The organism is Achromobacter sp. T5-5 (genome assembly GCF_055397965.1).
Genome location: NZ_AP027919.1, coordinates 2,901,076 through 2,920,507 on the forward strand (window position 1 = coordinate 2,901,076; position 19,432 = coordinate 2,920,507).

Below are 19,432 nucleotides of genomic sequence, written 5' to 3' on the forward strand. Positions count from 1 at the left end.
AATGATGGACAGCGCGACACCCGTGGACACCTCGCCGCAGAGGGACGGTCCGGAACCGGCCGTGGACGAGCCCGCCGAAGAGAAAGTCACCGCCCAGGACGCCGGCCTCATCAAGCCGCCCGGGCCCACGCCGCTCGTGCGCGTCAGCGGCTTTTGCCTGGTGACGCTTACGGTGCTGGCCGTGTTGTTTGCCCTGAAGGCGGCCCAGGAGTTCATCGTCCCGGTCGTCATGGCGATCGTGGTGGCCTACACGCTGGACCCCGTCGTGGCGCTGCTCGAGCGCGCCCGCGTGCCGCGGGCGGCGGGCACCATCCTCGTGATGACGGCCATTGCCGTGTTGATCTTCGGCATGTTCTACGTCACGCAGGACCAGGTCAGCGACATCATCAACGCGCTGCCCGAAATATCCAGCAAGCTGTCGCGCACGCTCGGCGGCCTGCTGAGCGGGGACGGATCGTTCCTGGACAAGCTGCGTCGCGCGGCCAGCATCCTGCAGGAGTCCGGCACCCCCCAGACGGGCGGGCGGGTGGTCGTGGCGAAGTCCGATGGGGGATTGAGCGACATCCTGCTGTGGGGATCCAAGGGCCTGGCCACCTTCGTGGGGCAGGCCACCATGTGCGTGTTCCTGGTCTTCTTCCTATTGCTCTCGGGCAACGCCTTCAAGCGCAAGTTCGTGAAAATGGCCGGCAACACCCTGTCGCAGAAGAAGATCAGCGTGCACATGCTGGACCAGATCAACAACTCGATCCACATGTACATGGCGATGATGCTGGTGACCAACGTGGCGCTTGCATTGCTGTCATGGGTGGCGTTCCGGCTGCTGGGCCTGGAGAACGCCGCGACCTGGGCCGTGGTGGCGGGCGCGCTGCACATCATTCCGTATTTTGGCCCGTTGCTGACGGCGGTGGGCACGGGCATCGCGGGCCTGGTGCAGTTCGGCGAACTCGGCCCCGCGCTGGCGGTGTCCCTGAGTTCGGTCGCCATCGCGCTGCTGATGGGCGTGGTGGTCACGACCTGGATGTCGGGCCGCATCGCGCGGATGAACGCCGTGGCGGTATTCATCCTGCTGCTGCTTTTCACGTGGCTGTGGGGGATCTGGGGGACGCTGCTGTCCGTGCCCATCGCGTTCATCGCGAAGGTGGTGGCCGATCATATCGAAGGGCTGGAGGCATTGTCGGAGTTCCTGAGCGAATAGGGGGCGACGCCGCGCCATGATGCAACGGTCCCGCCGTTTCGGATTGGTATGCTGCAGGCTCGATACGTTGGACTCCCCATGACTACCGACAGCCACCACGCCGACCGATTTTCCGCCACCCGCTCCGCGCTGGCCTCCGACGCCCGGCGCGCGCAACTGCGCCGCATGAAGATCGGCGCGCTGGCGCTGCTGGTGGCCATGGTCAGCGGTTTCATCACCAGCCATGTCATGGGCGGGCAGGGCGCGTGGGCCTGGGTGCGGGCCTTCTGCGAAGCGGCCACCGTGGGCGCGCTGGCGGACTGGTTCGCCGTCGTCGCGCTGTTCCGCCGCCCGATGGGCCTGCCCATCCCGCATACCGCCATCATCCCCAGCAACAAGGATCGCATCGGCGACAGCCTTGCGGTGTTCGTGCGCGACCACTTCCTGGACCCGGACACCCTCATCGAGAAACTGCGCGTCTTCGATCCGGCCGCGCGGCTCAGCCGCTGGCTGGCGCGGCCCGCGCAGGCGCGCGCCTTGAGCGATGGCGCGCGCAGGGTGGCGCTGCAGACGCTGGACCTGCTGGACGACCGGGCGGTGCGCGGCGTGATCCAGGAGTTCGTCGTGAGCAACCTGCGGCGCTGGGACGCAGCGGCCACCGCCGGCGACGTGCTGGGCCTGCTGACCCGCGACGGGCGCCACCAGGAATTGCTGGATGCCGCGATGGAGCGGCTGGGCGGTTATCTGGCGCAAGAAGACGTCAAGGAACGCGCCTCGACCCTGCTGGTGAAATTTGCCCGCAAGGAATGGCCGCGCATCATCGCGGCGGTCGACGTGGTCAAGTCCGTGGACAACATCGCCGACAACCTGGCCGACCGGCTGGCGCGCGCGCTGGTGGAAGAGTTGCGCGACGTGCTGTCCGAACCCGATCATCCGGTGCGCCGCGACTACGAGGCGTGGGTGATGAACTACATCGAACGCCTGAAGATCGATCCGGCCTTGGCCGGTCAGGTCGAAGCCCTGAAGCAGCGCGCCATCGACCATCCCAAGGTCCAGGAATATGTCCAGGGCCTGTGGGACGACATCCACGCCGCGCTGCGGCGCGACCTGTCGGACGAACACTCCTCCGCCCTGGCCGCGCACCTGGAACGCGCGCTGCTCGCGCTGGCCCGCAAGCTGGGCGATGACCCGGGGCTGCGCGAAGCCATCAACAACCACGTGCTGGGCGGGGCGCGCCGGCTGACCGGGCGCCTGCGCGTGGGCGTCACCGAGCACATCTCGCGCACGGTCAAGAACTGGGACGAGCGCCATCTGGTGGATGAGCTGGAACTGAGCGTGGGGCGCGACCTCCAGTACATCCGCTTCAACGGCACCCTGGTCGGCGGCCTGATCGGCGTGCTGCTGCACGCGATGGTGCTGCTGGTGAACGGGTAGGCGGCGCGGCATTGCGGCCGGCCCGCGCCGCGTCGCAACCTTGTATCAGGAATGAAGTTTGCTGGCGAAGCGCCCGGCGCGGGTGCTATCTTGATTGGCGCCGCCCGACGTGCGAGGCGGCTTGCGCCGTTGGCCGCCCGCAACCCGCGGGCATCTTTCCAGGAGGCAATTCATGAAGAAATTCTCGATGCTTGTGACGGCTCTGGCATTGGCGGGCGCATCAGGTGCGGCGCTGGCCGAGGAGGTCTCGATGTCGTTCCTGACGCCCGAAGGCGTCGGCAAGAGCGCCGGCACCATCACCCTGAAAGACACCAAGGCGGGGCTGGAGCTGACCCCGCATCTCAAAGGCCTGCCGCCCGGCGAGCGCGGCTTTCACGTCCACGAGAAAGGGTCTTGCGAGCCGGGCATGGTGGGCGGCAAGACGGCGCCGGGCGGCGGCGCGGGCGGTCACCTGGATCCCAAGGGCACGAAGGCCCACAAGGGACCGATGGCCACGGACGGGCATCAGGGCGATTTGCCGTTCCTCACCGTGGCCGCCGACGGCAGCGCGACGAAGGCCGTGGTCGCCCCGCATCTGAAGCTGGCCGACGTGAAGGGCCGCGCGCTCATGATCCACGCGGGCGGCGACAACTACAGCGACAAGCCGGAACCGCTGGGCGGCGGAGGCGGGCGCCTGGTCTGCGGGGTCGTCAAGTAGCGGGGGGGCGCTCAGGCGGAGCCGTTGCGGCCGTATTGCCGATAGCCTTCGCGCTTGGCCAGGCGGTCGTAATAGGCCGCCACGGCCGGCAGCGCCGGCTTGTCGAACGGCGTCTCGAACCAACGGTTCACGGACAGCCCCACGGGAATGTCCGCCAGCGTGAAGGCTTCGCCCGCGACATGCGCGCCCGTTTCGGCCAGCCGCTGGTCCAGGATGCGCATGCAGCGCGTCCAGTCCTGGCAGGACGCCTCGATGGCGCAGGCGTCCTGGTGCGCGGGCGACTGCCGGGCCAGGGCCATGAAGGCATAGCTCCACGAACGGTTCAGGTCGGTCGCCTGCCAATCCATCCATTGATCCACCCGGGCCCGCGATTTGGGCGCGGCGGGATAGAGGTGGCTGCCACCATGCTCGCCCGCCAGATAGCGGATGATGCTGTTGGACTCCCACAGCACGAAATCGCCGTCCCGCAGCACGGGCACCATCGCGTTGGGATTGAGCCGCAGAAAGGCCGGGTCGGTTGTGGCGCGAAAGCCGCTGCCCCAGTCTTCCCGGTCGAACGGCAGGTTGAGTTCGGCGCAGGTCCACAGCACCTTGCGCACGTTGATGGATGAGGCTTTGCCCAGGATTTTCAGCATGGCGCTTCGCGTTGACACGTTACGGGACAGGTTCCGGCGCAGTCTAGCGGGGCCGCGGGCGCCCCGCCAGATACAGATCCGGCGCGCCGGCGCATAACAGAATCCAGGGGACTCGATTGCAGCTTTCCACCAAGGCGTACCTTGCCGACACGTTGGCACTGATCCTGTTCTTCACGACGACCGGCATCATCAACGAACGCTGGATTGCCGGGATGAGCTGGGAACAGGTGGCCCAGGCGCGCCTGATCGGCGGCGCGCTGATGATCCCGGTCGGACGGCCTTATGGCATGTGGCGGGACTGGATGATGCGGCACGCCTCCGCGACCCGGTGGTCCAGGCTGCTCTGGGATAGCCTGGCCCTGATGAGTTTCCAGGTGCCGATCTATGCCGCGATCATCGCCGTGAGCGGGGCGTCGGGAAGCGGGCTGGTGCGCGGGGTGCTGGGTGCGGCGGCGATGATGCTGCTATTGGGACGGCCCTACGGCGCCTTCCTGAACGGCGTCAGGCATCTGTTCGGTCTGCCGCTGGGCGGCGCAAAGCCCATGTCGCTCAACGCGTAGCCGCGCGTGCGCGGCTACAACTGCACATGCTCCGTGCGGTCCCGGCCGTTCTTCTTGGCCGCATAGAGCTGCTGATCCACGGCCTTGATGAAGCCGGCGCGCTCCGCCTTGCCATCCGGCACGATGGTGCCCGCGCCGATGCTGACCGTCACGCGCCTGCCATGGGGCGACAGCGCATGCACGATGGCCTTCTTGTGCAGCAATCGCTGGCAGCGCTCGGCGACCTTGCGGGCCGCGTCGGCATCGGCTTCGGGCAGCAGCACGACGAACTCTTCTCCGCCGAAGCGCGCGACCAGATCGCGAGGGCCGTCCAGCGCCAGGCTCAGTGTCTGGGCGATTTCAACCAGGCATTTGTCGCCCTGCGTGTGTCCGTACAGGTCGTTGTATTGCTTGAAATAGTCCACGTCGAACAACAGAATCGACAGCGGCCGGCACTCGCCGCGCGCACGTTCCCATTCCAGTTCGAAGCTGCTGTCAAAGCGTCGCCGGTTGGCGATGTTCGTCAGGCCATCCTTGAAGGACAGGACCTCCAGCTCTTTTTGCAGGCGGAGCAGTTGTTCTTCGTTCTTCTTGCGTTCGGTGATGTCGAACATGAAGCCGATCAACGCCTCGACCTCGCCGCTGTCATTGCGCACGACGTGCACCACGTCGCGTATCCACACATACCCGTTGTCCTTGGTCAGCGCCCGATAGTCCGCCTCATGGTCGACGCCGGCCTGGGACTGGGACACGCAGAAATTCACGACGTATTCCCGGTCTTCCGGATGCATCCGCATGGCCCAGTCTTCCACGCTTACCCAGCTATCGGCGCTCCAGCCCAGCAACGCTTCGATCTGGGGGCCGATATAGGCGAACTTCATGGTGGCCCAATCGAGCTTCCAGGGGATCGCCTTGGTGGACTCCAGCAGGGTCCGGTACACCGCGTTGTCATCGAGAATCGTGCTTTCTTCGGACATGCCCAATCCTTGGTCGATTGATGGGGACACGGCACTGTACTCGAAGAAAGCCGGCTGCAGCACGGGCAGGGCTATACGGTGCTTGCGGTCACGGTGGCGGGCCTTGGCGGCGCGAGGGAAGCGATTGGAGATTGGCCAGCGACGCGTTGACAAACCCGCCATCGACCACGATGTCCTGCCCATTGACGTAGCGGGAGGCATCGCTGGCAAGAAACGCCACGGCGTCCGCGATGTCCGACGGCAAGCCGATCCGCCTGGCGGGGATATGGGCAATGCGCTGTTGCAGCACGGATTCGTCGCGATAGTGCGGCTCGGACAAGGGGGTGCGGATCATCCCCGGGCTGATGGCGTTCGCGCGGATGCCGAGCGGTCCCCATTCGACGGCCATCTGGCGCGTGAGGGCCTGCAGGGCGGCCTTGGTCGTGCCGTAGGCGCCGACCCGGGTCGGGGTTCGCGCCGAGATCGACGCCACATTGACGATGCTGCCCGCCTGTTGCGCCTGCATCAGGGGAAACACGGCCTGCGCGCAGAGCAGGGCGCCGCGCAGGTTGATGCGGAAGATGCGGTCCCAGAGTTCGAGCGGGAATTGCTCCAGGCCCACGGGCGCCGCGCTGACCGCCGCATTGTTGACCAGCACGTCGCACCGTCCGAAGCGCCTGCGCACCTGGTCGGCCATGTCGGCGACCGAGTCCGGATCGGCGATGTCGCAGCGCACGCTAAGCAGGCCGTCGGTCTCAGCGCCCGCGTCAGCCATGTTGATATCCACCTGGGCCACCGCGGCGCCCATCGAACGCAGGTGCTGGCAAATGGCCAGGCCTATGCCGCCGGTCGCGCCGGTCACCACGGCCACGCGCCCTTGCAGGGCGTCGGGCGCGTAAGCGGGTTTGGAAGACATGTCCATGTGCGCGGCCTATTTGTTCTTCAGGTCGGCGACTTTCGCCAGGCCCTGCCAGATGTCGGCGTCGCGCTTGATCGATGCCGCGAAGTCGCTGGCGGACATGTCTGCGGGAACGATCATGTTCTGTCCTTCGATTTTTTCCCGCACGTCCGGCGTGTGCTGGGCGCGGTAGATTTCCGCGTTGAGGCGGTCGATGATCCCGGGCGGCGTTCCCGCGGGGGCAAAGACGCCGTACCAGCCGTCGGCTTCGAATTTGTAGCCTTGCTCGGCCAGCGTGGGAACGTCCATCGAGGCGGGCCAGCGCCGCGAACCCGTCTGGCCCAGGGCGACCAGTTTGCCGCTGCGCATGTGGGGAATGGGCGAGGCGATGTCCATGAACCCGACGCTGATGTTGTTGGCGATCAGGTCGGTGCTTTCGGTGACCAGCAGTTTGTAGGGCACGTGGGGCATGTCCAGCCCGTAGTGGGCCTTGATGCCTTCCATGGCAAGGTTGCCGGACGAGCCGGTGCCCCAGGAGCCGTAGGCGAGCTTGCCGGGGTTGGCCTTGGCATACGCGACCATGTCCGCCAGGTTCTTGAAGCCGGTGCTGGGATTGGCGACGAGCAATATGCCCGCCGCGCCGACCTGAGCGATCGGAAGCAGGTCCTTTTCCGGATCGTAGGGCAGCGAGGGAAGCACGACGGGATTCAGGAGAATGGCGGAGGACGGCGCGAACAGCAAGGTGTAGCCGTCGGGCGCGGCCTTGGCCACGGTGTCGCAGGCGATCATGCCGTTGGCCCCGGGCTTTGTTTCGACCACCACCGGCTGGTTCAGCGCCTTGGACAGCGGCGCGGCGATCAGGCGCGCGAAGATGTCGCCGCCCGCGCCGGGCGAGCCGGCGACAACCAGCCGGATGGGGCGTTCGGGCCAATCGCCTGGCGCGCCAAAGGCGTTGGCGCCCAGGCTCATCAGCAGGGCGCCGAGCAGCAGGGCGCGGCGGGTGGGAAGAGGGTGGGTCATGTCTGCGTCTCCAGAATTTTTGAATTATTGGAATCTTCAAATTCTAGGTAGCGCGCCCGGATTGGCTATAGCTGAAACCGCAGATCAGAACTGCGCGAACCGACGCAATCACGGACGTGGGCATGGACATTGGCGATGCGCCGGTGCTGCGGTTTTTGCAGGAGACTTCTTCAGGATTGCGGGTAGATCATTGGGGGCGATCCGGGTCTTGAATGCTTGCCTGTGCAATCGTCTTGACCCGCATGGGCGTCTATCCGGACGCCACGGCCTGCGGTTGGCTGCGCAGCCGCAGCACGGGCGACGTGAACAGCACGGCGAACTGGATGAAGAAACCCGCCGTCGACACCCAAAGGCAGGCGTCCACGCCGAACCGGGCCGCCAGCGTCGCGCCGATCAAGGCGCCCACGGGCCGCGCGCCGAAGTTCGCCGTCACGATCACGGACGACACCCGGCCCAGCAAGGCGTTGGGCGTGACCGACTGGCGCAGCGTGGTGGTGGTGATGGTCCAGAGGATCGGCCCCGCGCCGAACAGGAAGAATCCCACCGCGGCCCACGGCCCCGACGGAAACGCCAGCGTCGACAGCAGAATGAGGCTGGCCAGCAGCGCCGACAGCGGTCCGGCGCCGATCATGGCGCCGAATGGCAGGCGGCGGGCGAGCCACGGGGCGGCCAGGGCGCCGGCCAGCATGCCCGCGCCGTACACGCCCAGGGTGATGCCGACGCCGGCGGCAGTCAGGCCCAGGCGATCGACGGCGTAGGCGACGTAGATCGCCAGCAGGATGAACCAGGCGGCGTTGAAAAAGAGCGCGGTCAGCAGCACCGGGCGCAGGAGCGGATGCGTGGCGACGAAGGCCGCGCCTTCGCGCAATTCGGCCAGCGGATGGCGGCGCTGGGCGGGCTTGGGCGTGTCATGCGGCAGGCCGGCAAGAAGCACGGCGGCCAGCAGCGACAGGGTGGTGGCCAGCACATAAGCCGTGGAAGCGCCCATCCAGCCCACCAGCGCGCCGCCGGCCGCGGGGCCGGCAGAGAAGGCGGCGCTGCGGGCCAGTTCCAGCCAGCGGTTGGCGCTGGCCAGCTCGGTCGGCGGGACCAGCCTGGGCACCAGGGCGGGCGCGGCGACGTTGTAGGCCACCGTGCCCACCGCGCCCACGAAGCCCAGCGCCGCCAGCCACGCAAGGCTGAGACCGCCCATCCACAGCAGCGCCAGCAGGCCGATCAGGCTGAGCGCGCGGGCCGCTTCGGCGGCGGTCATCAGCGCGCGGCGCGACATGCGGTCGGCCAGCACGCCCGCGGGCAGGGACAGCAGCAGGAACGGCAGCGTCTGCGCCGTCTGCAGATAGCCGGTCTGCGCGGCATCGGCGCCCAGGGCCAGCACGGCGTACAGCGGCGCGGCGGCAAGGGCGATCTGCTCGGAGAACTGCGCGGCCAGGTTCGAGGCGGCCAGGCGCCGGAAGGCGCCAGCCGGGGCGGACGGGGCGGACGGGGAATAGGCGGGCATGATGAACGCAGCCAGGTGAGCGTAGCGAGGGAAAGGGGGCAAGCGTCGCGCAAACGACAAGGGCACGATCTTGATCGCGCCCTTGCTGTCTTGCACTCCGATCCTTGCGCTGCGGCAGGGACCGGCCCGGTCAGGGTATCGGCGGGTAGTCGCCGAAGCCGTCCGGCCAGGTGGTCAGCACATCGTAGCCGGTCTCGGTGACGACGACCATGTGTTCCCATTGCGCCGACAGGGACCGGTCCTTGGTGACGACGGTCCAACCGTCGGGCAACTGCTTGGTCTGGGGCTTGCCTGCGTTGATCATGGGTTCGATGGTGAACATCATGCCGGGCTGCAGCACCATGCCTTCGCCCGGGCGGCCGTAGTGCAGCACCTGCGGGTCGTCGTGGTAGATCTGGCCGATGCCGTGGCCGCAGTATTCCCGGACGATGCTGAAGTGCTCGCGGTGCGCGACCGTCTGGATGGCGTGGCCGATGTCGCCCAGCGTGGCGCCCGGCTTGACGGCCATGATGCCGGCGCGCATGGCTTCATAGGTGGTGTTGACCAGCCGGCGCGCCAGCGGGCTGGGCTGCCCGACGTAGTACATGCGGCTGGTGTCGCCGAACCAGCCGTCCTTGATGACGGCCACGTCGATGTTCAGGATGTCGCCGTTCTTGAGCACCTTGGCCGACGGGATGCCGTGGCAGATGACGTGGTTGACCGAGGCGCAGATGGTCTTGGGAAAGCCGTGGTAGCCGACGTTGGCGGGCGTGGCCTTGAGCACGTTGACGATGTAGTCGTGACAGACCTTGTCGAGTTCATCGGTGGTGACGCCGGGGCGGACGTGTTCGCCGATCATGTGCAGCACTTCGGCCGCCATGGCGCCCGCCTTGCGGGCCATTTCGATGTCGGCGGCCGATTTGATGGAAACCTTCTTGGCCATTTACGCGGCCTCCTGCTGCGCGGGTTGCGGCCGCCCTTGCGAGAGCGCGGCGATGGTGAAGCCGTCGGCCTGTTCGATGCGGATCAGCAATTGGCAGATGTCGGCGTGGCGCAGTTCGGGATAGAGCTCGGACAGCATGCCGATGCGCATCCAGTGTTCGGCCTGGGAATTGATGGAGCGGCTGAGAGCGCCGCTGGCCACGCGCAGGTTCTCGTGCATTTGCTCGGAAATCTTGACGATGCCCATAGTGGATGTTCCGTATATGGTTTGTATATGGAACGTATGGTACTGCGGCGCGGGGGGCGCGCGCAAATCGCCTTCAGGCGCCGTCCTTGCTTTCCTTGGCTGGCTTGCTTTCCTTGCGGGACTTGCCGCGCGGGGATTTGCGGGCGGCGCTGGCGCGGGGCGCTTCCTTGGCGGCGGGGGCGGAGGCGGCCGTCATCTGTTCCATCCACATCAGCGCGTCGGTGTACGACAGGAACTGCTGCAGGTAGCCGGGCGACAGTTCGCGCATCAGGGACAGCGCGCGGTGCACCAGTTGGTTGGAATTGAGCGGCCCGGCGTTCTTGTGCACCTGCTCCTGCGACTGGCGGACCTGGCGGTCGGCGCTGAAGCGGGACCAGAGCGCCCGGAATTCGTCGAGCAGCGGCAACTCCGGGTAGGCGGCGCGTAACCCGAGCGCGTCGCGCGCGAGGTGGTCGGCGGGACCGGGCAGCTCGGCCTCGGCCGGGGCGGCGCCGGGGGCGGTGTCCGGGCGATCCGCAGGCGCGGGCCGGTCGATGTAGGAGACCAGGCTGGCGAGCGGTCCGGGCTGGGCGGGCGCCGGCAAGGCATCCGGCCCGGCCGCGCCGGTCAGTTCCGCCTCATAGGCCTGGATCAAACCGGCCAGCCGTTCGTCCAGCCGCTGGCGAGCCTGCCCGCCGTAGGCCGCCGCGCGGCGGTCCAGCGCGTCGATCAGGTGAAAGCGCAGGGGATTGACGCGGTCCGCGCCGCTTGCGCGCCAGGCGTCCAGCGCCGCGCGCGCGTCCACGAGGCCCGGGCGGCTGCCGTCACTGCTCACCGGGCTTACCCGCTTCGTTGGACGGTTTGGGGATAGGCGTGATTTCGACGCGGCGGTTCTTCGCGCGGCCTTCCTCGTCGGCGTTGGACGCCACGGGCTGCTCGGCGCCGAAGGCGGCCGCGAACACCATCGAGGACGGCACGCCCTCGTCGATCAGGGCGCGGGTGACGGTGAGCGCGCGCTGGGCGGAAAGGTCCCAGTTGTCGGCAAAGCGCCGGTTGCCTTCGCGCACCTGCTGGTCGTCGGTGAAACCGCTGACCATGAGGATCTCGTTGTGGGTCGTCAGGTAGGCGGACAGCGGTTCGATCAGGCTCTTGAGGATCTCGCGGCCTTCGGGCTGGAGCTGGTCGGAGTTCAGCGCGAACAGCACGCTGCCGCTGATGCCGATGCGCCCGTTGATCAACGTCACGCGGCCGGCGGCCAGCGGGCCGGCCAGCGCCTGCTCCAGGGTTTCGCGGCGCTGCGTCTCTTCCTGGCGCTGCTTGACCGCTTCTTCCAGCCGCGTCGACAGTTGCAGCTGCACCGCGACGACGCTCACCAGGATCAGGACGAAGGCGCCCAGCAGCACCGACATCAGGTCGCCGAAGACGGCCCAGGCGGGCGCCGTGGGCTCCACGCCGCCGTCGATATCGTCGCTCATGCGCTTTCCGCTCCCGCCGTGGCGCGCTGGGCGGCCAGCTGCTGCAGGTTTTCGATGATCTGCTTCTGCGACATCAGGCTCAGGTCCACGACCTCACGGGCCTGCGCGACGTAGTACGAGAGCTGCTCGTCGCCGCGCGCGATGGACTTGTCCAGCGCCGCCTCGATGCGTTGCAGGTGCGCCGTCAGCTTGTCGTTCGATTCGCCGAAGGCCTGCACCGCAACGCCAAAGGCTTCGCCCAGGCTGGCCACTTCGACGGCGCTGCTGGTGACCAGCGACGCTACCTCGGTCAGCTTGCCGGTCTCGGCGTCGACCTTGTCGGTGAATTGCGCGCCCACGCGCTCGAGCATGTCGGCCGACGAGGCGACCAGCGCGTCCACGGCCGTGCGTTGCTCCGCGGCGGTGTGGTTGACGGCGTCCAGCAGGGTGCCCAGCGTTTCCAGCAGGCGGTTGCGCTCCTGCAGCATGTCGTTGTCGCGGACCATGCTGTCCGAGAGCTTCTGGCGCAGTTCGCCGATGACGTCGGCGGCGGCGCGCGGCGCTTCGGACGCCGCCTGCACCAGGCGGCCGATCTCGGCGATGGTTTCGCTGGCATGGGCCTGCGTCTGCGCCGTGATGTCCTGCGCGGTCAGGCCCAGGGTGTCGCAGATATCCTGCTGCAGGCGGGCGGCCCGCGCGCCCGCCTGTTCCCATTCCGAACGCAGCGCGTCGGCCATGGCGGCCAGCTTACCGGTCCAGGCGGCCAGCCGGTCCTCGTCGTTGGCAGCCAGCGCCGTCTGCAGGGCGGTGTGCGATTGCGCCAGCGTCTCCAGCAATTCGGCCGAGTGCGCGCCGAACGCGGCCGATGCCGCTTCCAGCGCCTGGCGGTTGTCGGCGGCGAGCTGCCTGCCAACTTCTTCCTGGCGGGTCTGTGTGTCGGTCCAGGCCTGCGTGACGTGGCCGGCCGCGGTTTCCAGTCGCGCCGACACGCCGTCCAGCAGGGCGGCCTGCTGTTGCGTCTGGGCGGAGATGTCGCGCGCGGTCTGGGTGAGCGCGTCGCTGATTTCGAGCTGGCGCAGGGCGGCCTGAGTGCCGGCCTGTTCCCATTCCTCGCCCAGCTTGGCGGCCATCGCGGTCAGCGACCCGGTCCAGGCGGCAAGGCGCTCCTGGTCGCGCGAGGCCAGCGCGGCCTGCAGGTCGGCGTGCGACTGGTCCAGCGTGCGCAGGAGCGCGTCGGCGTGCTGGCCGAAGGCGGCCGCGGCCGTTTCCAGGGCGCGCTGGTTGTCGGCGGCAAGCTGCCTGCCGACGTCTTCCTGGCGGGCCTGCGCATCGGTCCAGGCTTGCGTGACGCTGCCCGCGGCGGCTTCCAGGCGGGCGGACATGTTCTGCAGCCGTTCGGCCTGCGCCTCGGTCTGGCTGGCGATGCCGCGCGCGGTCTGGGCCAGCGCGTCGTTGATTTCCTGCTGGCGGGCCACGGTGCTGGCGCCGGCCTGTTCCCATTGCTGGCCGAGCTTGGCGGTCATCGCGGCCAGCGTGCCGCTCCAGGCGGCCAGGCGGGCTTCGTCGCGTTCGGCCAGGGCCGTCTGCAGTTCGGCGTGCGACTGGTCCAGCGTGTGCAGCAGCGAGGTGGCATGGCGTTCGAAGGCCGCCGTGGCGGCCTCCAGCGCGGCCTGGTTGCCGGCGGCAAGCTTGCCGCTGGTTTCTTCCTGGCGGGCGAGGGCGCGGGTCCATTGGTCCGACACGCCGTTGGCGGCGGCTTCCAGGCGGGCCGACACGCCATCGAGCAGGGCGGCCTGCGCCGTTGCCTGCGCGGCGACGTCGCGCACAGTCTGCGCGAGCGAGTCGTTGATTTCCTGTTGGCGGGCGGCCGCCTGCGCGCCCGATTGTTCCCATTCCTGGCGCAGCGTGGCGCCCATCGCGCCCAGCGTCTCGGTCCAGGCGGACAGGCGCTGCTGGTCGCGCGAGGCAAGTTCCGATTGCAGGGCGGTGTGCGACGCGTTCAGCGTGCGCAGGAGCGAGGCGGAATGCTGTTCAAAGCTGGCCGCCGCGGCTGTGAGGGCCTGCAGATTGTCGCCGGCCAGCTTTTCGCCGGCCTGCTGCTGGCGCGACAGCGCCTCGGTCCAGGCCAGCGACATATGGCCCGACGACGCCTCCAGGCGCGCCGATACGCTGTCCAGGAGGTCGGCCGAGCGTTGTTCGAAGGTCTGGGCAAAGCGGTCCAGCGAGGCGCGCAAGTCCTGCGCCATGGCTTCGCTGGCGCGCTGCTGGCCAGCCACCGCCTGGCTCCAGATGCCGGCCACGTCCGTGGTCGCGGCCTGCAGGCCCGCCGTCATGCCTTGCAACTGCTGGTGGACCGCCTGGGCGACCGTTTCCTGCAGCGTCGCCGTTTCGCGCGACAGGCTGTCCATGGTGGCTTGCACCACGGGCTGCAGCGCTTCGCCCGCCGAGCGGGCGCTCTGCGCCACGCTGTCCTTCATGGACTGTTCCATGATGGACGCGAGGCGGGCGTATGCCGCTTCGGCCTTGCCCTGGAAGGCGGTCTGGCTGGCGAGCTGGCGCTCATTGAGCGCCTGGTTCTGCTGTTCCATGCCCTTCATCATGGCTTCGAGCTGGCCGACGATGGCGGGCATGGCTTCGGCCTGTCGTTGCATGACCTCGGCCTGGCGCTGGAGCAGCTTGAAGGATTCCTCGCGCTGGTAGCTCTGCGAGTACACGCGCAGCGTGGTCGCGGCCTTGGTGTCCAGATGCTGCGCCGCTTGGACGCGATCGCGCCGGCACAGCGCGGCCAGCAGGCCCAGCATGGCGGAGGCGGCGACGCCGGCGATCGACGTGCCGAAGGCAAAGCCCAGGCCCTTGACGGGGGCGGCCAGCGACGCGCGGATCGCGGCCAGGTCGGTCGAGCTTTCCAGCGCGAGGCCGGTGCCGCGCAGCGTCACGACCATCCCGAGGAACGTGCCCAGCATGCCCAGCAGCACCAGCAGACCGACCAGATAGGGGGTCAGCGACGGTCCGGGCAGGCCCACGCGTTCGCCTTCGATGCGCAGGCGCACCGCGTTGCGCAGGCCGGCGGGCACCTTGTCGAGCCAGGCGCCCAGGCTGCCGGGCGCCTCGTCCAGGTCCGACACGGCGCGCGCGAGGGATGACGTTGCCTGCTGGTAACGCAGCAGCTCCAGCGCGCCGGCCAGGTAGCAGACGGCGATCAGCAGCGTCACGGCCAGGGCCAGCGGGTTCGTTCCCGCATAGCCTGCGCCGATCCAGCCCACAACGGCCAGTCCGGCCAGGAAAACCACGATATTGATCAGAGTCTTGGACATGGTGTCCTAATTAGCTGGTGCGAAGGGCGGCGAGCAGCCCTTCGACCGGTTGTAAACGAACATCCAGCTCGGCAAGCAGGACGGCGCGCATGTCGGCGCGAAACGTGTCCAGCCACGCCCCTGGGGGCGGCGGCGGGGCCGCCGGTTCCGGGCTGGCCGGCGCGGCATCGCTGGCGGGCGCGCCCGGGTCGGCATCGGCCTGCGCGGCGGCGTCCGCCGGATCCGCCAGTTCCGCCGCCTCGGCCTGGGCCGTGGCCCCGGCCCGCGCGGCTTCGTCGGCCTTGCGCAGCCTGTCGAAATGCGTTTGCAGCAGCTTCGGAATCGCGCCCAGCAGGGCCCGCTCCTTGGGCAGCAGCGCGCGGTCCATGATCGCGTCGACCACCGCCAGCCGCGTCCATTCCCCGTTGCGCGCCGCCACCATCCCGCGCAGGCGGCTGCGCAGGTTGCCGATGCTGGTTTCCATCGTGTGCTGCAGCGACAGATATCGCTGGCGGAAACTTGAATAATCGAACTCGTCCTCGGCCAGGACGGCAGCCAGCTTCTTTGACGGCGCCCGCGCGGGGGCGGTCCCGGGCGTGACGCGCCTGGCGGCCGTGGCCGCCGTGTCGCTGGCAATGGCGTCCGCCAAGGTGGTGCGCACGCGCACGCACTCGCGCTCTTCGGCACTGCTGAACAGGCGGGCGCCGGGCGCAATCACGGGCGGACTCGTGTTCAGCGCCGCCGACAGGGCGATCGCGTCCGTCCAGCCAAGCCATTGGCTCAGATGGTCGGATAGCGACTGCCTGGACTGCTGGACATCCGCGTCCGTCAGGCGAGTCAGCAAGCGAATGAGCGTCGGGCCGCTTAAACCTGTGCGCTGGGGGGCTTGCAACATACCACCAGAGTCAAAAAGGGGGGAGTTTACACGCTGGGGCGGGGCGGGAGGGCCGCTCCGGGACGCGCCAGGGCAAGTCCAGGGCGCAAATTGGGGCCGGATTGCGGCCGTGTGTAACACTGTGACGCGCGCGGACCCCGGGGAACCCCTCGCGGGTGCCGTCGTCGAACCTTTCATGGACGCCCGTACGCCCTTGCGACTTGCCCGACGCCTCCTCCTGCTTGCCGCGCTGGCCGGGCTTGCGGTCTGGGCCTGGCCGCGCCTGCCCGACGCGGCGCGCGCGCCGTGGCACATGGCGCGGCTGTCCTGGCTGGACGCGCCCAGCTCGCTGCCCGTGCCGGTCCAGGGCATCGCCCCGCGCCAACTGACCGATACGTGGGGCGCGGCGCGCTCGGGCGGCCGCAGCCATGAAGGCATCGACATCTTCGCCAAGCGCGGCACGCCCGTGCTGTCCGCCACGCAGGGCGTGGTCACGCGCATCGGCGAGAACACCCTGGGCGGCCAGGTGGTCTGGGTGATGGGGCCGGGCCGGCAGATGCATTACTACGCGCACCTGGACGGCTACGCGGACATCCGCCGCGGCCAGCTCGTCGCGCCGGGCGACGTGTTGGGCTTCGTCGGCAATACCGGGAACGCCAAGGGGACGCCGCCGCATCTGCACTACGGCATCTATGCGGCCGGCGGGGCGCTCAACCCCTATCCGTTACTGCGTGCGCCCGCGCCGGCGTTGGCGACCGCGGTCTCCGGCCGGGCGCAGGATGCGGCGCCGTCCAGATAGTCCGCCGGGACGTCGATGAACCGGCGCGTCTTGGCGGGCAGCAGCCGGGCATCAGAAGGCGTAGACCACGCCCACGTTGGCAAAGACGTTTGTCTTCTTTTCGGTCAGGGGACTGTCGCGGGCGTCGCCCACGAGCGTGTTGACGCCCAGCGTGGTGATCGCGCTCCACTTCGCGTCGAAGCGGTGGGCCCACGTGCCGAAGAGCGCGACGGACTTGAAGCCCGCCGACGGCGAGTACGCGTCCAGGCCTTCGCGGCTACGCGCGGCCTGTGACGGCGTGACGCCGAACCAGGTCTGCATCGCGTCGCCGTTGGCCCATTGCGTGCTGGCGCCCACCGAGAGCCGGTTGTTCGCGTCGTGCCAGGCGGCGTAGGTGGCCCGCAACTCCAGCGTTCCGCCGTAGCCGCTGTGCGCGGCCTGGCGGTAGGCGGCCATCAAGGAATAAGGGCCCGGCGACCATTCGACGAATGCCCCGTAGGCGCCGTGGAAATCGATATCGTCCAGGCCGCGCGTGCGGTCGGCGTCGGACGCGTCGCGGCCAAGCTCCATGCCGACAAAGACACCGGCGTTCCAATCTGGCGCCAGATCGGCTTTCAAGCCCATCGCGGGCAGGCCGGCGCGGGGCGAGATGAAGAAGCTGCCCGATTGGTAGTTGATCAGGGGCACCGGCAGCGCGCGGTACTCGCGCGAGCCTTCGTAGACGGGCAGGGCGGCTACCCCCAGTCCGATGAAGTTGTTGCCGCCTTCGTCGGCGCGCGCGCTGCCGGCGGCCGCGGCCAGCACGGCGGCGGCAGCCAGGGGAGCGCTTGTTAAGATACCCAGCTTCATTCCATTCCTTTCTACAGGGATGCGCGAGGGGCGTCATGCCCGCCGCGAACGGTGCGCATTGTGGGCGCCGGGTTTTAAAAAGTTTTTAAAGCGGCGCGGGCATGCTTGCGCCGTTATGCTTTTCTGGAGCTGTCTTGCGTGTCCTGCTAGTTGAAGACGACGCCATGCTGGGCGACGCCTTGCACACCAGCCTGAATCAATCGGGCGCCGACGCGCATTGGGTCCGCAGCGTGTCCGAGGCGCGCCTGGCGCTGGTGGAGCATGGATTTCACGCCGTGCTGCTGGACCTGGGCCTGCCCGACGGGAGCGGCCTGGCGGTGCTCAAGCACCTGCGGTCGCGCTATGACGCCACCCCGGTTCTCATCATTACCGCGCGCGACCGCCTGAGCGAACGGGTGCAGGGACTGGATGCGGGCGCCGACGACTACATCGTCAAGCCCTTTCAGCTCGATGAGCTGCACGCGCGGCTGCGCGCGGTGGTCAGGCGCAGCAGCAATGCCGTCGTTTCCGCGCTGCGCTGCCGCGACATTGCGCTCGACCCGGCCCGGCGCTGCGTGACGCGCGACGGGGTCGAGGTCAGCCTGAGCGCGCATGAGTACCGGACGCTGCTGGCGCTGATGGAGCGCATCGGCCACACCGTCAACCGCGAGCAGCTCGAAACCGCCGTCTACGGTCACAGCGCCGCGCTGGAAAGCAACACGGTGGCCGTGTACATCCATCAACTGCGCCGCAAGCTGGGCGACAAGCTGATCACGACCGTGCATGGCATGGGCTACCGCATCGAGTCGGACCAATGAAAAACCTGCAACGGCAATTGACCGTCACGCTGCTGCTGACGCTGTTGCTGGCCTGGATCTTCGTGTTCGCGTTCCAGCAGTTCGAGACGCGGCGCGCGCAAACAGGCCTGCAAGATCAGGGGCTTTACGACGGGGCGAACCAGCTCCTGACGGCCATGCCCGTCAGCCTGCTGGGCAACGTGGCCCCGGCCGAGCGCTTCGCGTTGCCGCCGACCGTCCAGTTCAACGGCGACCGGGCGAGCTTCCAGGTCTGGTCCCTGCCCGAAAGGCGGCCGTTGCTGCAATCCAGGGAGTCGCCCGCGCAGCCCTTGAATCCGTCGTTTCAAGACGGCTACACGGACAGCGCCGCGGGCGGCGTGAATTGGCGCGTGTATTCGGTCACCGACGCGAGCGGCAAGGTGCAGGTGCAACTGGCGTATTCGCAGAGCGAGCTGCGCGCCAAGATGCTGGCCAATGCGACGCGCGGCCTGGTCATCGTTTCCATCCTGTTCCTGCTGTTGGCCGCGGTGACCTGCGTGGTGATCGGGCGGGCGTTCCGAAAGGTCGACCGCGCGGGCGCGGCCATCGAGCGGCGCGGTCCGTTCGACCTGGCCGCGCTGCCGCTGGCGGGCATGCCGGGCGAACTGCGTCCGTTCATCCGGTCGATCAACCAGTTGCTCCTGCGCGTGAAGGGGGCGCTGGACCGCGAACGGCGCTTCCTCGAAAACGCCGCGCATGAACTGCGCACGCCGCTGGCGGCGCTGAGCGCGCACGCCGAACTGGTCGCGCGCAGCGCGGGCTCGGCCGAATCCACGCAGGCGGCCGAAAAACTGCGCCTGGTCGCGCAGCGGACCACGCGCATCGCAGAGCAGTTGCTGGACCAGGCCCGCATGGACGCCCTGGTCGATAGCGCGCAGGCGCCGGAAAAGGTCGGACTGGACGGGCTGGTCGCCTTGCTGGCGCGCGATTGGGAAGCCTGCGCCGGCCGGGCGGGGCAGCGGCTGACCCTGGACGTGCGGCCTTGCGCGGTCATGGGCAATCTGGACGCGCTGGGCGTGCTGCTGGGCAACCTGCTGGATAACGCGGTCCGCTATACGCCGGGCGGTGGCCGGATCACGGTGTCCTGCGGTCCCGTGCCGGACGGCGGGGCTTTCCTGCGCGTGGCGGACGACGGCCCGGGCATCGCGCCCGCGGAGCGCCGCAGGGTGTTCGATCGGTTCTATCGCGCCGCCGGCGCGCCGGCCGGGGGCAGCGGCATCGGCCTGTCGCTGGTGGCGCAGATCGCGCGCCAGCACGGCGCGTCCGTGACGGTGAGCGAAGGGCTGGACGGCGCCGGCGTCGGACTGACGGTGGCGTTCCCGCCGGCCTGAAGCGCGCGGCGGGGGGCGGCCGGGCGCGCCGCCGCGCCCG

19 protein-coding genes are annotated in these 19,432 nt (G+C 68.7%); 7 read left to right on the forward strand and 12 right to left on the reverse strand.

From position 1 onward, the window contains the following. Nucleotide 1: 1 nt before the first annotated feature. The 3 genes from ACZ50Q_RS13120 (at nucleotide 2) to sodC (ending at nucleotide 3,305) form a co-directional block, all read left to right on the forward strand. On the forward strand, nucleotides 2-1,195 hold the full coding sequence (locus tag ACZ50Q_RS13120) for an AI-2E family transporter (RefSeq protein ID WP_464081792.1): 1,194 nt from the start codon (nucleotides 2-4) through the stop codon (nucleotides 1,193-1,195). Between the two features lie 78 nt (nucleotides 1,196-1,273). Continuing rightward, a complete protein-coding gene (locus ACZ50Q_RS13125; RefSeq protein WP_464081793.1) occupies nucleotides 1,274-2,608 on the forward strand; it encodes a DUF445 domain-containing protein in 1,335 nt (444 codons plus the stop codon). A 172-nt stretch (nucleotides 2,609-2,780) separates the two neighbouring features. Then, nucleotides 2,781-3,305 carry a superoxide dismutase family protein gene (gene sodC, locus ACZ50Q_RS13130; RefSeq protein ID WP_076520573.1) on the forward strand — a complete coding sequence of 175 codons (525 nt, stop codon included), beginning with the start codon at nucleotides 2,781-2,783 and terminating at the stop codon, nucleotides 3,303-3,305. 11 nt (nucleotides 3,306-3,316) lie between these two features. On the opposite strand, the gene ACZ50Q_RS13135 is transcribed toward sodC, so the two are convergent. Next, nucleotides 3,317-3,940 (reverse strand): glutathione S-transferase family protein, encoded by a 624-nt coding sequence (locus ACZ50Q_RS13135; protein WP_464081794.1) that lies wholly within the window; start codon nucleotides 3,938-3,940, stop codon nucleotides 3,317-3,319. 116 nt (nucleotides 3,941-4,056) lie between these two features. Here ACZ50Q_RS13135 and alaE point away from each other — a divergent pair, with 116 nt between their 5' ends. After that, nucleotides 4,057-4,500 carry an L-alanine exporter AlaE gene (gene alaE / locus ACZ50Q_RS13140; RefSeq protein ID WP_464081795.1) on the forward strand — a complete coding sequence of 148 codons (444 nt, stop codon included), beginning with the start codon at nucleotides 4,057-4,059 and terminating at the stop codon, nucleotides 4,498-4,500. A gap of 14 nt (nucleotides 4,501-4,514) precedes the next feature. Here alaE and ACZ50Q_RS13145 read toward each other — a convergent pair whose 3' ends face one another. The 10 genes from ACZ50Q_RS13145 to ACZ50Q_RS13190 form a co-directional block, all read right to left on the reverse strand. After that, nucleotides 4,515-5,456: a diguanylate cyclase domain-containing protein gene (locus tag ACZ50Q_RS13145; RefSeq protein WP_464081796.1), complete on the reverse strand. Its 942-nt coding sequence runs from the start codon at nucleotides 5,454-5,456 to the stop codon at nucleotides 4,515-4,517. A gap of 88 nt (nucleotides 5,457-5,544) precedes the next feature. Then, complete coding sequence (locus tag ACZ50Q_RS13150) at nucleotides 5,545-6,357, reverse strand: SDR family NAD(P)-dependent oxidoreductase (RefSeq protein WP_464081797.1); 813 nt, start codon at nucleotides 6,355-6,357, stop codon at nucleotides 5,545-5,547. A 9-nt stretch (nucleotides 6,358-6,366) separates the two neighbouring features. Beyond that, complete coding sequence (locus tag ACZ50Q_RS13155; RefSeq protein ID WP_464081798.1) at nucleotides 6,367-7,353, reverse strand: Bug family tripartite tricarboxylate transporter substrate binding protein; 987 nt, start codon at nucleotides 7,351-7,353, stop codon at nucleotides 6,367-6,369. Nucleotides 7,354-7,603: 250 nt separating this feature from the next. Then, nucleotides 7,604-8,851 (reverse strand): MFS transporter, encoded by a 1,248-nt coding sequence (locus ACZ50Q_RS13160; RefSeq protein ID WP_464081993.1) that lies wholly within the window; start codon nucleotides 8,849-8,851, stop codon nucleotides 7,604-7,606. 130 nt (nucleotides 8,852-8,981) lie between these two features. Further along, nucleotides 8,982-9,773: a type I methionyl aminopeptidase gene (gene map / locus ACZ50Q_RS13165; RefSeq protein WP_464081799.1), complete on the reverse strand. Its 792-nt coding sequence runs from the start codon at nucleotides 9,771-9,773 to the stop codon at nucleotides 8,982-8,984. After that, nucleotides 9,774-10,019 carry a ParD-like family protein gene (locus ACZ50Q_RS13170; protein WP_076520579.1) on the reverse strand — a complete coding sequence of 82 codons (246 nt, stop codon included), beginning with the start codon at nucleotides 10,017-10,019 and terminating at the stop codon, nucleotides 9,774-9,776. Nucleotides 10,020-10,092: 73 nt separating this feature from the next. Next, on the reverse strand, nucleotides 10,093-10,833 hold the full coding sequence (locus ACZ50Q_RS13175; protein WP_464081800.1) for a DUF2894 domain-containing protein: 741 nt from the start codon (nucleotides 10,831-10,833) through the stop codon (nucleotides 10,093-10,095). Next, on the reverse strand, nucleotides 10,823-11,473 hold the full coding sequence (locus tag ACZ50Q_RS13180; RefSeq protein WP_076520581.1) for an OmpA family protein: 651 nt from the start codon (nucleotides 11,471-11,473) through the stop codon (nucleotides 10,823-10,825). The genes ACZ50Q_RS13175 and ACZ50Q_RS13180 overlap by 11 nt, the downstream gene beginning before the upstream one ends. Then, on the reverse strand, nucleotides 11,470-14,766 hold the full coding sequence (locus ACZ50Q_RS13185) for a DUF802 domain-containing protein (protein ID WP_464081801.1): 3,297 nt from the start codon (nucleotides 14,764-14,766) through the stop codon (nucleotides 11,470-11,472). The genes ACZ50Q_RS13180 and ACZ50Q_RS13185 overlap by 4 nt, the downstream gene beginning before the upstream one ends. 10 nt (nucleotides 14,767-14,776) lie before the next feature. Further along, nucleotides 14,777-15,640, reverse strand: a complete 864-nt coding sequence (locus tag ACZ50Q_RS13190; protein ID WP_464081802.1) for a DUF3348 domain-containing protein — start codon at nucleotides 15,638-15,640, stop codon at nucleotides 14,777-14,779. 175 nt (nucleotides 15,641-15,815) lie between these two features. Here ACZ50Q_RS13190 and ACZ50Q_RS13195 point away from each other — a divergent pair, with 175 nt between their 5' ends. Continuing rightward, on the forward strand, nucleotides 15,816-16,418 hold the full coding sequence (locus ACZ50Q_RS13195; protein ID WP_464081803.1) for a M23 family metallopeptidase: 603 nt from the start codon (nucleotides 15,816-15,818) through the stop codon (nucleotides 16,416-16,418). 51 nt (nucleotides 16,419-16,469) lie between these two features. Here the strand turns inward: ACZ50Q_RS13195 and ACZ50Q_RS13200 are convergent, their stop codons facing one another. Next, nucleotides 16,470-17,246 carry a MipA/OmpV family protein gene (locus ACZ50Q_RS13200; protein ID WP_464081804.1) on the reverse strand — a complete coding sequence of 259 codons (777 nt, stop codon included), beginning with the start codon at nucleotides 17,244-17,246 and terminating at the stop codon, nucleotides 16,470-16,472. Nucleotides 17,247-17,380: 134 nt separating this feature from the next. On the opposite strand from ACZ50Q_RS13200, the gene ACZ50Q_RS13205 reads away from it, so the two are divergent. Both ACZ50Q_RS13205 and ACZ50Q_RS13210 read left to right on the forward strand, forming a co-directional pair. After that, nucleotides 17,381-18,043 (forward strand): response regulator transcription factor, encoded by a 663-nt coding sequence (locus tag ACZ50Q_RS13205; RefSeq protein ID WP_092578375.1) that lies wholly within the window; start codon nucleotides 17,381-17,383, stop codon nucleotides 18,041-18,043. Beyond that, on the forward strand, nucleotides 18,040-19,392 hold the full coding sequence (locus ACZ50Q_RS13210; protein WP_464081805.1) for an ATP-binding protein: 1,353 nt from the start codon (nucleotides 18,040-18,042) through the stop codon (nucleotides 19,390-19,392). The genes ACZ50Q_RS13205 and ACZ50Q_RS13210 overlap by 4 nt, the downstream gene beginning before the upstream one ends. Nucleotides 19,393-19,432 lie beyond the last annotated feature (40 nt).

Bases quoted from the DNA above. Each gene is read 5' to 3' on its own strand.
- ACZ50Q_RS13120 (WP_464081792.1), top strand. From the start codon at position 2: ATGATGGACAGCGCGACACCCGTGGACACCTCGCCGCAGAGGGACGGT.
- ACZ50Q_RS13125 (WP_464081793.1), top strand. From the start codon at position 1,274: ATGACTACCGACAGCCACCACGCCGACCGATTTTCCGCCACCCGCTCC.
- sodC (WP_076520573.1), top strand. From the start codon at position 2,781: ATGAAGAAATTCTCGATGCTTGTGACGGCTCTGGCATTGGCGGGCGCA.
- ACZ50Q_RS13135 (WP_464081794.1), bottom strand. From the start codon at position 3,940: ATGCTGAAAATCCTGGGCAAAGCCTCATCCATCAACGTGCGCAAGGTG.
- ACZ50Q_RS13145 (WP_464081796.1), bottom strand. From the start codon at position 5,456: ATGTCCGAAGAAAGCACGATTCTCGATGACAACGCGGTGTACCGGACC.
- ACZ50Q_RS13150 (WP_464081797.1), bottom strand. From the start codon at position 6,357: ATGGACATGTCTTCCAAACCCGCTTACGCGCCCGACGCCCTGCAAGGG.
- ACZ50Q_RS13155 (WP_464081798.1), bottom strand. From the start codon at position 7,353: ATGACCCACCCTCTTCCCACCCGCCGCGCCCTGCTGCTCGGCGCCCTG.
- ACZ50Q_RS13160 (WP_464081993.1), bottom strand. From the start codon at position 8,851: ATGCCCGCCTATTCCCCGTCCGCCCCGTCCGCCCCGGCTGGCGCCTTC.
- map (WP_464081799.1), bottom strand. From the start codon at position 9,773: ATGGCCAAGAAGGTTTCCATCAAATCGGCCGCCGACATCGAAATGGCC.
- ACZ50Q_RS13170 (WP_076520579.1), bottom strand. From the start codon at position 10,019: ATGGGCATCGTCAAGATTTCCGAGCAAATGCACGAGAACCTGCGCGTG.
- ACZ50Q_RS13180 (WP_076520581.1), bottom strand. From the start codon at position 11,473: ATGAGCGACGATATCGACGGCGGCGTGGAGCCCACGGCGCCCGCCTGG.
- ACZ50Q_RS13185 (WP_464081801.1), bottom strand. From the start codon at position 14,766: ATGTCCAAGACTCTGATCAATATCGTGGTTTTCCTGGCCGGACTGGCC.
- ACZ50Q_RS13190 (WP_464081802.1), bottom strand. From the start codon at position 15,640: ATGTTGCAAGCCCCCCAGCGCACAGGTTTAAGCGGCCCGACGCTCATT.
- ACZ50Q_RS13195 (WP_464081803.1), top strand. From the start codon at position 15,816: ATGGACGCCCGTACGCCCTTGCGACTTGCCCGACGCCTCCTCCTGCTT.
- ACZ50Q_RS13200 (WP_464081804.1), bottom strand. From the start codon at position 17,246: ATGAAGCTGGGTATCTTAACAAGCGCTCCCCTGGCTGCCGCCGCCGTG.
- ACZ50Q_RS13210 (WP_464081805.1), top strand. From the start codon at position 18,040: ATGAAAAACCTGCAACGGCAATTGACCGTCACGCTGCTGCTGACGCTG.